The organism is Streptomyces griseomycini (assembly GCF_014203535.1).
In the GTDB taxonomy this organism is placed as follows: domain Bacteria; phylum Actinomycetota; class Actinomycetes; order Streptomycetales; family Streptomycetaceae; genus Streptomyces; species Streptomyces griseomycini.
Map to the genome: position 1 here is coordinate 277,908 of NZ_JACHJI010000010.1, position 12,724 is coordinate 290,631.

Below are 12,724 nucleotides of genomic sequence, written 5' to 3' on the forward strand. Positions count from 1 at the left end.
CGACGCCCTTCCGGTCGGGGTCGGCGAGGTGCGCGCGGTCCCGGACGGACCCCGGAACGACCGGCTGGCCCGGAACCCGCGGAACCAGACGGCGTCCCCCCGCCGGTCCCGGCTGGACGGCATCGGCCCCGGCACGGGCACGGTCCGCCGGCTCGCGACCGTGCCGCCGGGTCCGGGTGCGCACGTCGGGGACCGGGCCGTCGGCGAGGAGGCCGGGGCGCCCGGGGCCGGGCGCCCCGCCCGCGGCCGTGGGGCTCGGCGCCGGAGGGTCCATGCGGCAGGAGGCGTACCGCGGCGACCGGCCGCCGGCGGACCGGGCCACCCGCGCCCGGACCGGTCCGCCCCGGTCCGGCTCCCACGACCGGGACGCACGGGATCCGGACCCGCCCGACAGGCTCCGGACGGTGGGACCGGCCGGCGACCGGCTCGGGGACGCCGGCCGGCAGCACACGCGGGCACCCGCCCCTGCTTGCGCCCGAGGGGTGATCGCCGCCAGGGTGGCCGTGACGGCCGGGCGTACGGCGACCTCGAGGTGCGGGTGGATGAGCAGGGCTGACTGGAGCAGGCGCCGTTTCGTCGGCACCCTGGCGGGGACGGCCGCCGCGGTGGCACTCCCGGCGTGCGACGACGACGCGCCGGCGGACGCGCCGCCGTCCCCGGGGGACCCCCGGGCGAGCACCGGCCCGCGGCGCGGGAGCGGTCCTCTCTCCGGGCCGCGACCGCTCTACCTCGGCACCTACACCTCGGTCGACGGCGGCGGCAGGGGCATCGGAACGGCCGCGTACGACAGCGCGACGGGCCGGATCAGCGGCACCGGCACCCTCACCGGTGTCGGCGACCCGTCGTATCTCGCGGCGCACCCCGACGGCCGGACGCTGTACGCGGTGAACGAGCGCGAGGACGGCGCGGTGACCGCCGTCCGGCTGTCCGACCGGAAGGTCCTCGGCAGCCGGAGCACCGGCGGCGCGGGCCCCTGTCACCTGTCGGTGCATCCGGAGGGGCGCTGGCTGCTGAGCGCCAACTACGGCTCCGGCAGCGTCGCGGTGCACCCCGTCGACGCCTCGGGGGCGCTCGGCGAGCGCACCGAGCTGGTCACGCACTCCAGCCCGCCGCCCGGACCGGGCCAGAAGGGCCCGCACGCCCATCAGTTCGTCACCAGCCCCGACGGCGGTCACGTCCTCGCCGTCGACCTGGGCACGGACACGGTCTACAGCTACCGGCTCGACGCCGGGGCCGGCACGCTCACCGAGACGGCGCGGGCGCGCACCCGGCCCGGAGCCGGTCCGCGCCACCTCACCTTCCACCCCGAGGGCCGGTACGCCTACCTCGCCAACGAGGTCGACAACACCGTCGCGGTGTGCGCGTACGATCCCGGCACGGGGCGCCTGAGGATCGGCGAGGCGCAGTCCACGGGCACGGGTGCCGGCACCAGCTACCCGGCGCAGGTCCTGGTGACCGGGAACGGCCGGTACGCCTACCTCGCCAACCGCGGCCACGACAGCATCACCCGCTACGCCGTCGAGGCGGGCGGTGCCCGGCTGAGACTGCTGGACACCGTGCCGGTGGGCGGTGACTTCCCGCGCCAGATCGCCTTCTCCCCCGACGGTGCGCTGCTGTTCGCGGCGAACCAGAGGTCGGGCACCGTCAGCGTGTTCCACGTGGACGAGGACAGCGGTGGGCTGCGCTCCGCAGGCGAGCCGTTCGCCTCACCCGTCGCGGTCTGCGCGCTGCCGCTGTAGGGCGCGGGGGCAGGACGCGGCACTCGCCTGGGAGAGCAGCGCGTGCATGCGTTCGGTGAGTTCGGCGACGTCGTCGGCGGGCGCGTGGAACGGCAGCCGTACGTCGCCGTCGGCGCGGACGCGTTCGACGCGCAGCGTCAGTCCGTGCCGGTCGACGGCGAGCGGCTGGACGCGGACCGCACCGTGCAGGCTGCCGGTGTCGACCAGGCGGGTCAGCCGCTCGACCGCGTCGGCGTGGCAGTCGGCGAGATGGGTCAGCAGCCGGGCCTCGGCGGTGGCGAGGGGATCGGGAGCGGCCGCGGCGAACTCGTCGAGGTCGACGACCACCGCGCCGGACGGCCGGCGCAGCACCACCCGCGTGGGCTGGAAGGCGAGGTGGCCGTCCTGGACGGAGAACCAGCCGGCGAGCCACAGCCGGGCGCGGATCCTGTTGCGGACCGGGACGGGCGCGACGTCGGCGAACTCCAGCACGGCGGAGGGTTCGCCGCGGGGCGCGCAGATCGCGGCGGCGGGCAGGACGCTGTCCTCGGGCACGTGCAGCAGCACGCGTCCGCCGTCGGTCACGGTGTGCGCGCCGACGAGCTCCTCCCGGGTGCCCTCGGCGGTCACCACGCAGGACCACGCGGCGGCGAGCACCGAGCGGGCCCGTTCCGCCGCACCGGGCGCGGCCGTCCAGCTCTGCCTGTCGTCACCCATCCCGAACCTCCTCTTAGGTAAGCCTTGCCTAACCTATCGAAGATCGGGGTGCACGCCAACCAGCCGGCGTGGTCTTTGCGGGACCTTTCAGTCCGCCCGGTCCGCGAGAACGCCCAGCAGGGCGCGGGCGCACAGGTCGCGCACCTGCTCCCGGCCCAGCTCCGGGCCCCGCAGCCACTCCAGGCAGACGGCGGTGGTGAAGGCCAGCCAGCCGCGCACGGCGAGGCGGGTGTCCGGCCGCTCCTCGAGGACCGGGCCGAACTCGGGATCCGCGGCCAGCGCCGCCAGGATCTGCCGCTCCTGCGCGGCGAGCGCCCGCCGGTAGACCCGGCGCACCGCCCGGTCCCCCGCCGCGTCGGCGCGGTGGAAGGCGCGGTAGCCGTGCGCGTGGGCCTCGACGTACGACAGGTAGGCGTCCAGGCCCGCCGCGAGCTGCTCGCGCACCGGAACGCCGGGGACGGCCGCCGTCATGCGCAGCATCCGCTCGCTCTCGCGCTCCACGACCGCCGCGAAGAAGTCCCGTTTGGTCGGGAAGTAGTGGTAGAGCAGCCCCCGCGAGACCCCGGCGATCTCGGCGACCTGCTCGATCCACACGTCGTCGTAGGGGCTCTCCGAGAACAGTCGCGCCCCGACCGACAGCAGCTGCTCCCTGCGCTCCTGGGTGCTGAGCCGACGGCGCGTGCGCCCGTCCCGGTTCGCTGCCACTCCCGCACTGTACTTGACGCCGGTTCGACAGCCGGACCAGACTGAACCGCGTTATTGAACTCACATACAACAGGCCGTGATCGCTCGCCGGATCGAAGGGGATCTCGCCATGGCGGAGACGACGACACCCGCCGGGCTGCCGAAGGGGTTCCGCAGCGCCGAGCTGGGCTGGCCGGAGCTGCACCGCATCCCGCACCCGCCGTACCGTCTTCCGCTGCTCGGCGACCTCATCGGCGCGAGCCGGCGCACGCCCCTCCAGGACTCGCTGAAGTACGCCCGCCGACTGGGGCCGATCTTCCGGCGGAACGCCTTCGGCAAGGAGTTCGTGTTCACGTGGGGTGCCTCCCTGGTGGCCGATCTCGCCGACGAGACCCGGTTCGCCAAGCACGTCGGGCTGGGCGTCGCCAATCTGCGGCCGGTCGCGGGCGACGGACTGTTCACCGCGTACAACCACGAGCCCAACTGGCAGCTGGCGCACGACGTGCTGGCCCCCGGCTTCCACCGCGAGGCCATGGCGGGCTACCACACGATGATGCTGGCCGTCGCCGAGCGGCTGACGGACCACTGGGACCGCGCGGCGGCCGCGGGCCGGACGGTGGACGTGCCCGGCGACATGACCAAGCTGACCCTGGAGACGATCGCGCGCACCGGGTTCGGGCACGACTTCGGATCGTTCGAACGGTCCCGTCCGCACCCCTTCGTGACCGCGATGGTGGGCACCCTGTCGTACGCGCAGCGGCTGAACAACGTGCCCGCGCCGCTGGCTCCGCTGCTGCTGCGGCGCGCGGGCCGCCGCAACGCGGCCGACATCGCCCGTCTCCACCGCATCGTCGACGAGGTGGTCCGTGCCCGGCGCGCCGACGGCGGCGGGGACGGGGACCTCCTGGACCGGATGCTGGACACCGCCCACCCGGAGACCGGCGAGCGGCTCTCGTCCGAGAACGTCCGCCGCCAGGTCATCACCTTCCTGGTCGCCGGCCACGAGACGACCTCGGGCGCGCTCTCCTTCGCCCTGTACTACCTCTCGCGGCATCCCGACGTCGCGGCCCGCGCCCGTGCCGAGGTGGACCGCGTCTGGGGCGGCACGGCCGCACCGGACTACGCGCAGGTGGCCAGGCTCCGCCACGTCCGCCGGGTGCTGGACGAGTCGCTGCGGCTGTGGCCGACGGCGCCCGCCTTCGCCCGGGAGGCCGCACGGGACACCGTGCTGGCCGGGGAGCATCCGATGCGGCGCGGCGCGTGGACGCTGGTGCTGACGCCGATGCTGCACCGGGACCCCGAGGTGTGGGGCGCGGACGCCGAGCGGTTCGACCCGGACCGCTTCGACGCGCAGGCGGTGCGGGCCCGCCCGCCGCACACCTTCAAGCCGTTCGGGACGGGGGCGCGGGCGTGCATCGGGCGGCAGTTCGCCCTGCACGAGGCGACGCTGGTGCTCGGGCTGCTGCTGCGCCGCTACGAGCTGAGCCCCGACCCCGGCTACCGGCTGCGCGTGACCGAGCGGCTCACGCTGATGCCGGAAGGACTGCGGCTGCGCCCGCAGCGGCGGACGGCGCCCGCCGTGCCCCGGGCCCGCCGGACGGCCGGTGGCACCGTGTCAGGCTCCGGCCGTCCAGTGCGCGGGACGGGCGAGTGACCCCGGCAGTCTCGTGCCGGCGCTCCCCCGGGCCGCGTGGACCTGGGGCTGGGTGAGGAAGAACGCCCCGGTCAGGTCGGCGTCCGTCAGATCGGCGTCGCGCAGGTCGGCACCGATCAGGTCGGCGCCCCGCAGATCGGCTCCGGTGAGGTCGGCGGCGATGAGGTAGGCGCCGCGCAGACTGATCCCGCGCAGGTCTGCGCCCCTGAGTCGGGCACCCATCAGGTCGGCGTTCCGGCGGTCCTTGCGGCGCCCGCGCACCCCGGCCCGGGCCAGCTCGCTGGCCCTCAGCAGCAGCACGTTGACGTCCTGACGGTGTGCGCCCACATCCAGTGCGGCCAGTTCCCCGGGGGTCTGCCGGGTGAGCCGCTCGGTCTCCTCCAGCGCACGGCGCAGCGCGGCGTGCACCGGGCGGGCCGCGGGCAGGGTCAGCGCCTCGGTCAGGTACCACAGCAGCTCGTGCAGTTGGCGCACCACCGGGAACACCTCGAACATCCGGCGGGCCCGCTCCGGCGGACCGGCGCGCCAGTCCCGCCCTCCGAAGGTGACCTGCGAGACCTTCTGCCCCGCGCCGAAGCAGTCGTAGACCGTGCAGCCGGTGAAGCCCTCCTGCCTCAGGCGGGCGTGGATGCCGCACCGGTGGTCGTCCCGCAGGTTCCGGCACGGCGTCCCGGCGCCCTTGTCCACCGCGAAGTCGGCCGAGGCGGTGAACGGCAGGGCGACGCAGCACAGCCCGAAGCACCGTGCGCAGTCGCCGCGCAGTTCCGCCTGGCCGGCCCTCTGTTCTCGCATGGCGTTCAGCATACGGAACGGGGCGCGGGCGCCGGATCGCCGGTCGCGGGTTCACGCCTCGCCGGCCGGCACCTCCAGGCGCTCCAGCCGCTCCGGGTCGGCCAGGACGTACATGCCGGTGATGCGGCCGTCGGTGATGGTGACGGACATGACCGACCGGATCCGGCCGTCCACCACGCTGAGCAGGCCCAGCGCGTCGTTGACCAGGACCGTCCGCGCCGCCGCGGTGTACCGGGCGAACATGAGCGCCGACTCGGCCACCGCCTTCGCCCCCTGGAGCGTCCTGGAGCCGGCCACGCCGCGGACCAGGGCGCCCGCGTCGGCCCGCAGGACCACGTCCGGGTGGAGGACGGCGACCAGGGACTCGAAGTCACCGCCGCGCGCGGCGGCCATGAAGGCGTCGAGCACCTCCTTCTGCCGGCCGAGGTCGGGCTCCGACGGGGGAGTCGCGTCCCGGACCCGGCGGCGGGCCCGGCTGGCGAGCTGCCGGGTGGCGGCCGCGTTGCGCTCCACGACCGGCGCGATGTCGTCGAAGGGCACGGCGAACATGTCGTGCAGGACGAACGCGAGCCGTTCGTCGGGCTCCAGCCGGTCCAGGACCACGAGCATGGCCACGCCCACCGAGTCGGCGTGCAGCGCCTCCTGCTCCGGGTCGGCGTGGGACAGGGGTCTGAGCACCGGGTCGGGGACGAAGGTCTCGTCCATCGGCTGCTCGCGGCGCGCGGTGCGCGAGCGCAGCAGGTCCAGGCAGATGCGGCCGGTCACCGTGGTGAGCCAGCCGCCGAGGTTGTCGATCTCGCCGGGGTTCGCGCGGCCCAGTCTCAGCCAGGCCTCCTGGACGGCGTCCTCCGCCTCGGCCGACGACCCGAGCATGCGGTAGGCGACGGCGTTGAGGTGTCCGCGGTGCTCCTCGAAGCGCTCCGCCAGCAGTTCCTCGTCGTTCACGCCGTCATCCCCGGGGGAACAGCTCGAAGGCGACCGCGGGCCGGCCCCCGAACCGCTTGCCCGTGTCCTCGGCGTTCTGCGTCAGGAAGCCGCGTGCGTAGGTTTCCGGGTCCTCGTCGGTCAACGCCTCGATGTAGGCGCGGTGTTCGAGCAGGGAACGCACCGCCCGCTCCAGTCCGTCCGTGGCGTCCACGGCGTGCGTGGGCGTGCTGGAACCGGCGACGGCGACCCAGCGGACCCCGTCCCACGGTTCGAGGCCCTGCCCGACCAGTTCCGGGAAGATCCAGCGGTTGCCGGCGTCACCGGCCGCGTCGAGCGTGGCACGGCCGACGGCCACGTGGTCCGGGGTGTTCCAGTAGGTGCCGCCCCAGGTGTCCCGGTGGTTGAGGGTGATCACCAGTTCGGGGCGGTGGCGGCGGATCGCGGCGGCGATGTCCCGGCGCAGGGCGGGGCCGTACTCGATCACCCCGTCCGCGTGGTCCAGGAACTCCACCGCCGACACGCCGACCACCGCCGCGCTCGCCCGCTGCTCCCGCTCCCGGAGCGGGCCGCACTCCGCCGGGTCCAGGGTGCCGATGCCCGCCTCGCCGCGGGTCGCCAGGACGTAGGCGACCTCGCGGCCTGCGTCGGTCCAGGAGGCGATCGCCGCCGAGCAGCCGTACTCGAGGTCGTCGGGGTGGGCCACGACGGCCAGGGCACGCTGCCAGTCGTCGGGCATGGGCTGGAGTTGACTGATCGTCGGCTCGGTCATGCCCGCAGACTAACCCGCGGCACCGGCACCGCACCGGGGCTCGCGCCGGACGCTCCGGGCCCGGATCAGACCTCGTCGCGCACGAGGGCGAGCAGCCGGTCCAGGACGCGGGGGCCGCCGGCCCGGACGCCGTCGTGCTCGAACTCGTCGGTGACCCAGGTGCGCAGGCCGCGGATCGCGCGGGCGGTCTCGAGCGAGTGGGCCGTGTGGACGTACATGTCGTCGTGGTAGACGGCCGCCGCGACCGGGACCTCGTTGGCGGCGAGGCGGGCCGGGTCGTACAGGGGCGTCCAGTCGGTGCGCGCGGCGAGCAGTTCGGCGGTCTCGCGCAGCGGGCGCAGCGCGGGGTCGCAGTCGAACATCCACGGGTGGATCGTCTCGCCGGTGAACAGCAGGGGCTCGTCGCCGGCGAGCGCCTTGGCCGCGTCGAACTGCGGGAACTCGGCCCGCACCCGCTCTGCGGACCAGGCGGTGGGGCGGGAGTCCTGGGCGTAGATCGCCTCGTGGACGAGCGCGTACAGCGGGTGGCCTGCGTACGACAGCAGGCCCTGGACCTGCTCCTGGAACGCGTCGGACAGCGCGGGTCCCGCCGGGGTGCGGACGAAGGCGTCCTCGAGGAGGTGGTGCAGGCGGTGGCTGCCGTCGCCGCTGCCGAGGAGGATGCCGAGGGACTGGAAGGCCTCGACGGTGAGCCGGTAGCCGTTCGGGAGGACCACGTCGTGGGTGAGGAGGTGGTCGGCGATGCGGCGGGCGCGTTCGGCGTCCTGCGGGTAGCGGGCGTAGTGGGCGGTGACCTTGCGCTCGACGCGCGGGTAGGCCGCCCGGTAGACGTCGTCGGCGTGGGCGTCCAGGGAGGGCAGTCCGCCGGTGACGAGGGCGGTGTCCAGGCCCTCGGGGGCCGTGGACAGGTAGGCGACGGTGCAGAAGCCGCCGAAGCTCTGGCCGAGGACGGTCCACGGGGCGCCGCCGGTGACCTCCGGGCGGATCGCCTCGCAGTCGCGGACGATCGAGTCCGCGCGGAAGCGGGTGAGGTAGTCGGCCTGCTCGGCGGGGCCGCCGCGCAGCGGGAGCGTCTGCCGGTTGGCGGGGGTGGAGTGGCCGGTGCCGCGCTGGTCGAGGAGCAGCACGCGGTACTCCTCCAGCGCCCGGCCGAGCCAGGCCTGCTTCCCGATGAAACGGTTCGCCCCGAAGCCGGGGCCGCCCTGGAGGTACACCAGCCACGGCAGGTCCCTGCCCGCCTTCTCGCGGGCGACGACCTCGCGCGCGTACAGCTCGATCGTCTCCCCCGCGGGGTCGTCGTGGTCGAGGGGCACGGTGAAGCGGCGGTCGGTGAGGACGACGCCGGGCTGGCGGTAGCTGACGGTCAACGGGGCTCCCGGGACGGACGGATTGTCGGACCGCGTCCCAGTTCAGCACATGTTCGTCCGGTCAACGAGCCCGGGATCATGAAGTATTTCCTGAACGACCGGTCAGCGGGCCGACAGGCTGGAGCGGCGGACCACCAGTTCGGGGCTGAGGACGACCCGCCGGTGCTCGTGCGGCTCCGCCGCGGTCCCGGCCTCCGTCTCCTCCAGCAGCAGCTCCGCCGCCATGGCCCCCATGGTGACGGCGGGCTGCCGCACCGAGGTGAGCGGGACGGCCGCGGCGGCGGCGAACTCGATGTCGTCGTAGCCGACGATCGCGAGGTCGTCGGGGACGCCGACCCCGGCCGCGTACATCGCCTGGAGCACGCCGAGGGCGAGCAGGTCGTTGGCGCAGAAGACGGCCGTGGGGCGGTCGGCGAGGCCCAGGAGGCGGGCACCGGCGTCCCGCCCCGCGGCGACGTCGAGGCGTTCGGTGGGCAGCTCGCGCAGGCGGTCCGGCCCCAGACCGGCCTCGGCGAGGGCGCTCAGGGCGCCGGTGCGGCGGTCGCGGACCTGGTTCAGGCCGGGCGGCCCGCTGACGTACGCGAGGGAGCGGTGCCCCGCGTCGACGAGGTGCCGCACGGCCAGCGCGCCGCCCGCCACGTCGTCCACGGAGACCGAGCACTCGGTGGTGCCCTCGGCGACCCGGTCGACCAGGACGAAGGGGATGCCGTGGCGGCGGAAGGCGTCGATGTTGCGGCCGGTGGCGTCCGCCGGGGTGAGCAGGACGCCCCGGACCCGCTGCTCGGCGAAGAGGGAGAGGTACTCGGCCTCCTCGCTCGCGTCCTGGGCGCTGTTGCAGACCATCACGCCGAGGCCGGCCCGGCGCGCGGCGCGCTCGGCGCCGCGCGCCACGTCGACGAAGAAGGGGTTGCCCATGTCGAGGACGAGCAGACCCATGATCCGGCTGCGGCCCGCGCGCAGCTGGCGCGCGGACTCGCTGCGGACGTAGCCGAGCCGGTCGATGGCGGACAGCACCCGCGCCCGGGTCTCGGCGGCGACCGTGTCCGGGCGGTTGATCACGTTGGAGACCGTGCCGACGGAGACTCCGGCGACGCGGGCGACGTCCTTGATACCCACCGACTGGGCCATCGGGCGGGGACCTCCAAGGAAACGGGGGTGGTCGGGGGGCCTTCACATTACCGGCACGGCCTCCCGGGGGGTTTCGGTCGGGCGGGGTCAGGCCGGCAGCCGGAAGTCGACGACGTGCAGCGCCGAGGGTGTCGTACCGCTGGACTTCTCCTGGTACGGGAACGACAGCACCCCGTCCCGCGCGACGCGCGTCTCGTCGATCACGACCTCGCCGAAGGCGTTCAGGCCGGCGCCGTCGTACAGCAGCTTCCAGTCGGTGTGGTCCGAGGCCGCGGAGGCGCCGGCGGTCCGGCCGTAGGGGAGGATCGCGTACGCGTTGTCGTACCGGTCCAGGACCAGCTTGGTGCGCTGGCCGGAGTTCAGCGGGACGGGGATCTCGGTCTTCCGCCAGGTGCCGGAGGCGGTCTTGCGGACGTGGAAGGCGCGGCCGCTGCGGGTGCGGTCGGCGACGTAGTCGGTGGTGCACCGGCCGAAGCGGCCGGGGACGTAGCTGATGACCGCGTGCGGCCGGCCGGCGGAGTCGGTGAACTGGCTCTCCTGGTTCATCAGGGAGTGGTCCGGGTCCAGGGGTCGACCACCAGGACCGGGGCGGTGACGGAGACCCGGCCGGGGCCGCCGGTGGTGCCGACGACCGTGCCCGCGTCGTCGCGCCAGGTGCGGCCCCGGTCGTCGGAGTGCACGTAGCCGGTGTCGTGGTTGGTGATGCCGCCGCCGCTGCACATGACCGCGCCGTTCTGCTCGCGCAAGGTGAAGAAGGCGTGCAGCCGGCCGTTCCGGTCGTAGTCGATGCCGTGCAGGTACATGTTGCGGGCGGTGGAGGAGCCGTGCTCGCCGCGGTAGGTGCCGGTGGAGCCGGTCCACTCCCCCAGTGCGGTCCACCTCGCGCCGTCGTACTCCGCCAGCGCGTTGCGGCCGTTGCCGGAGACGCCCGCCCGGTGGCTGAGCTGGAGCCGGCCCTCGGGCGTGGCGATGAACTGCGGGTAGGTGAACCGCGGGGTGAGGGCGAGTCCGTCCAGGGTGGGCTGCGGGGCGCCGAAGCGGTTCGCGGTCCAGCTCTGTCCCGCCGGGTCGTCCATGAGCCCGGCGACGGATCTCACGCGGGTGAAGCCGTCGCTGTGGGAGTCCATGTTCAGGTGCAGGCGGCCGTCGCTCCTCGACACGCCCATGGAGATGACGTTGTGGGAGCCGTCGTACCGGAGCGTGTGGCCGACCCTGACGGTCTGCCAGGTGGTCGCGCCGAGGGCACGGCGGCCCACCACGGCCCCCCGGTCGGCGGTGCACCAGGCCGCGTACTGGTGGCCCCTGTGGGTCAGCAGGCCGTTCTTCTGGAAGGAGTCGTTGTTGACCAGGCCCTCGTAGGACACGAAGTAGATCGCCCGGTGGTCGAGCGTGGTGCGTCCGGTGCGGGTGACCGACGGGCCGGGGGCGGCGGTGCCGGCGGCGAGGGCGGGGGCCGTCACGGTGCCGAGGAGTGCTCCGGTCAGCAGGGTGCGTCGTCCCATCGCGGGGGCTCCGTCGTCAGGCGAGGTGGAAGACCTCGGTGAGCGGTTTCATCGCCTCGTCCGGGCGGGCGCCGTCGAGGGACTCGAAGAAGGGGGCCATCTCGGCCTGCCAGCGGGCGTTGACCCCGGTGGCCTCCATGCCGGCCTTGGCGGCCTCGAAGTCCTCGGTCTCCAGGTACCCGACGAGGAGGCCGTCGTCGCGCAGGAAGAGGGAGTAGTTGCGCCAGCCGGTGGCCGAGAGCGCCGCGCGCATCTCGGGCCACACGGCGGCGTGGCGTTCGCGGTACTCGGCGATCCGGTCCTGGCGGACCTTGAGCAGGAAACAGACGCGTTGCATGAAGTACCGCTCCTCGCGGGCTCGTCGGGATCAGAAGTCGAACCGGTCGATGTTCTCGGCGTTGAAGACGGTGGGCTTGCCGAGGTCGATCACGCCGTCCTCGCCGATGGTGTACTCGCCCATCGCGCCGGCCGTGAAGGTCTCGCCCTCCTTGCCGGTGATCTGGCCGGAGGCCAGGGCGACGGCGGTGCGCGCGGCCAGCTCGCCGAGCCTGGCCGGGTCCCAGAGCTCGAACGCCTCGACGGTGCCGTTCTTGACGTACTTGCGCATGTCGTTGGGGGTGCCGAGGCCGGTCAGCTTGACCTTGCCCTTGTACTTGGAACCGGACAGGTACTGGGCGGCCGCCTTGATGCCGACGGTGGTCGGGGAGATGATCCCCTTCAGGTCCGGGTACTCCTGGAGCAGGCCCTGGGTCTGCTGGAACGACTGCTGGGCGTCGTCGTTGCCGTAGGCGACCTTGACCAGCTTCACGTCCTTGTACGTGGGGTCCTTGAGCTCGTCCTTCATGAACTCGATCCAGGTGTTCTGGTTGGTCGCGGTCTGCGCGGCGGACAGGATCGCGATCTCGCCCTTGTAACCGATCTGTTCGGCGAGCAGTTGCACCTCGGTGCGGCCCAGGTCCTCGGCGGACGCCTGGGAGACGAAGGCGTTGCGGCACCCGGGGTCGGTGTCGGAGTCGTAGGTGACGACCTTGATGCCGTTCTTCATGGCCTGCTTGAGCGCGGTGCACAGGGCGCCCGGGTCCTGCGCGGAGACGGCCATGGCGTCGACCTGCTGCTGGGTGAGGGTGTTGACGTAGGAGACCTGGCCGGCGGTGTCGGTGGCGCTGGAGGGGCCGACCTCCTTGTAGGTGGAGCCCAGCTCCTCGAGTGCCTTCTCGCCGCCCTTGTCGGCGACCGTGAAGTACGGGTTGTTGACCTGCTTGGGCAGGAAGCCGACGGTCAGGCCCTTCTTGGTGGGCGCGTCGGGGTCGGCCTTGCCGGCCGGGGCCGCCGCGCCGCCCTCGTTCTTGACGTCCTCCTTGGTGGTGCCGCCGCAGGCGGTGGCGGCCAGGGCGAGCGAGGTGACGGCGGCGAGGGCCGCGCAGGTGCGGCTCAGGGATGTCTTGCGCATGGCGGGTTCCTTGGGG

General features: G+C 73.9%; 11 protein-coding genes and 1 pseudogene. 2 read left to right on the forward strand and 10 right to left on the reverse strand.

What is annotated here, in order from left to right:
- The first annotated feature begins 542 nt into the window (after positions 1–542).
- Complete coding sequence (locus FHS37_RS27315) at positions 543–1,739, forward strand: lactonase family protein (RefSeq protein WP_184825945.1); 1,197 nt, start codon at positions 543–545, stop codon at positions 1,737–1,739.
- Here the strand turns inward: FHS37_RS27315 and FHS37_RS27320 are convergent.
- Together FHS37_RS27320 and FHS37_RS27325 are read right to left on the reverse strand one after the other, a co-directional pair.
- Positions 1,707–2,435 carry a DUF2470 domain-containing protein gene (locus FHS37_RS27320; RefSeq protein WP_184825947.1) on the reverse strand — a complete coding sequence of 243 codons (729 nt, stop codon included), beginning with the start codon at positions 2,433–2,435 and terminating at the stop codon, positions 1,707–1,709. The two genes, FHS37_RS27315 and FHS37_RS27320, sit on opposite strands and share 33 nt — an antisense overlap.
- Before the next feature lie 87 nt (positions 2,436–2,522).
- A complete protein-coding gene (locus tag FHS37_RS27325) occupies positions 2,523–3,140 on the reverse strand; it encodes a TetR/AcrR family transcriptional regulator (RefSeq protein WP_184825949.1) in 618 nt (205 codons plus the stop codon).
- Between the two features lie 109 nt (positions 3,141–3,249).
- On the opposite strand from FHS37_RS27325, the gene FHS37_RS27330 reads away from it, so the two are divergent.
- A complete protein-coding gene (locus tag FHS37_RS27330) occupies positions 3,250–4,773 on the forward strand; it encodes a cytochrome P450 (protein ID WP_184825958.1) in 1,524 nt (507 codons plus the stop codon).
- On the opposite strand, the gene FHS37_RS27335 is transcribed toward FHS37_RS27330, so the two are convergent.
- The 8 genes and pseudogenes from FHS37_RS27335 to rhaS form a co-directional block, all read right to left on the reverse strand.
- Positions 4,735–5,577: a pentapeptide repeat-containing protein gene (locus FHS37_RS27335; RefSeq protein ID WP_184825960.1), complete on the reverse strand. Its 843-nt coding sequence runs from the start codon at positions 5,575–5,577 to the stop codon at positions 4,735–4,737. The two genes, FHS37_RS27330 and FHS37_RS27335, sit on opposite strands and share 39 nt — an antisense overlap.
- A 39-nt stretch (positions 5,578–5,616) precedes the next feature.
- A complete protein-coding gene (gene sigJ, locus FHS37_RS27340) occupies positions 5,617–6,510 on the reverse strand; it encodes an RNA polymerase sigma factor SigJ (RefSeq protein ID WP_184825962.1) in 894 nt (297 codons plus the stop codon).
- A gap of 4 nt (positions 6,511–6,514) precedes the next feature.
- Positions 6,515–7,261, reverse strand: coding sequence for a PIG-L deacetylase family protein (locus FHS37_RS27345; protein ID WP_184825964.1), 747 nt, complete (start codon positions 7,259–7,261; stop codon positions 6,515–6,517).
- Positions 7,262–7,326: 65 nt separating this feature from the next.
- Positions 7,327–8,628 carry an alpha/beta fold hydrolase gene (locus tag FHS37_RS27350; RefSeq protein WP_184825966.1) on the reverse strand — a complete coding sequence of 434 codons (1,302 nt, stop codon included), beginning with the start codon at positions 8,626–8,628 and terminating at the stop codon, positions 7,327–7,329.
- Positions 8,629–8,730: 102 nt separating this feature from the next.
- Positions 8,731–9,756: a LacI family DNA-binding transcriptional regulator gene (locus tag FHS37_RS27355; RefSeq protein WP_184825968.1), complete on the reverse strand. Its 1,026-nt coding sequence runs from the start codon at positions 9,754–9,756 to the stop codon at positions 8,731–8,733.
- Positions 9,757–9,843: 87 nt separating this feature from the next.
- Positions 9,844–11,258 (reverse strand): annotated as a pseudogene (locus tag FHS37_RS27360) (BNR repeat-containing protein).
- A gap of 16 nt (positions 11,259–11,274) precedes the next feature.
- A complete protein-coding gene (locus FHS37_RS27365; protein ID WP_184825970.1) occupies positions 11,275–11,595 on the reverse strand; it encodes an L-rhamnose mutarotase in 321 nt (106 codons plus the stop codon).
- A gap of 30 nt (positions 11,596–11,625) precedes the next feature.
- Positions 11,626–12,708, reverse strand: a complete 1,083-nt coding sequence (gene rhaS, locus FHS37_RS27370) for a rhamnose ABC transporter substrate-binding protein (protein ID WP_184825972.1) — start codon at positions 12,706–12,708, stop codon at positions 11,626–11,628.
- Between the last annotated feature and the right edge of the window lie 16 nt (positions 12,709–12,724).

Excerpts from the sequence above, each read along its gene's own strand:
- FHS37_RS27355 (WP_184825968.1), bottom strand. The coding sequence starts at position 9,756 with ATGGCCCAGTCGGTGGGTATCAAGGACGTCGCCCGCGTCGCCGGAGTC.
- FHS37_RS27315 (WP_184825945.1), top strand. The coding sequence starts at position 543 with ATGAGCAGGGCTGACTGGAGCAGGCGCCGTTTCGTCGGCACCCTGGCG.
- FHS37_RS27335 (WP_184825960.1), bottom strand. The coding sequence starts at position 5,577 with ATGCTGAACGCCATGCGAGAACAGAGGGCCGGCCAGGCGGAACTGCGC.
- FHS37_RS27320 (WP_184825947.1), bottom strand. The coding sequence starts at position 2,435 with ATGGGTGACGACAGGCAGAGCTGGACGGCCGCGCCCGGTGCGGCGGAA.
- FHS37_RS27330 (WP_184825958.1), top strand. The coding sequence starts at position 3,250 with ATGGCGGAGACGACGACACCCGCCGGGCTGCCGAAGGGGTTCCGCAGC.
- FHS37_RS27345 (WP_184825964.1), bottom strand. The coding sequence starts at position 7,261 with ATGACCGAGCCGACGATCAGTCAACTCCAGCCCATGCCCGACGACTGG.
- FHS37_RS27365 (WP_184825970.1), bottom strand. The coding sequence starts at position 11,595 with ATGCAACGCGTCTGTTTCCTGCTCAAGGTCCGCCAGGACCGGATCGCC.
- rhaS (WP_184825972.1), bottom strand. The coding sequence starts at position 12,708 with ATGCGCAAGACATCCCTGAGCCGCACCTGCGCGGCCCTCGCCGCCGTC.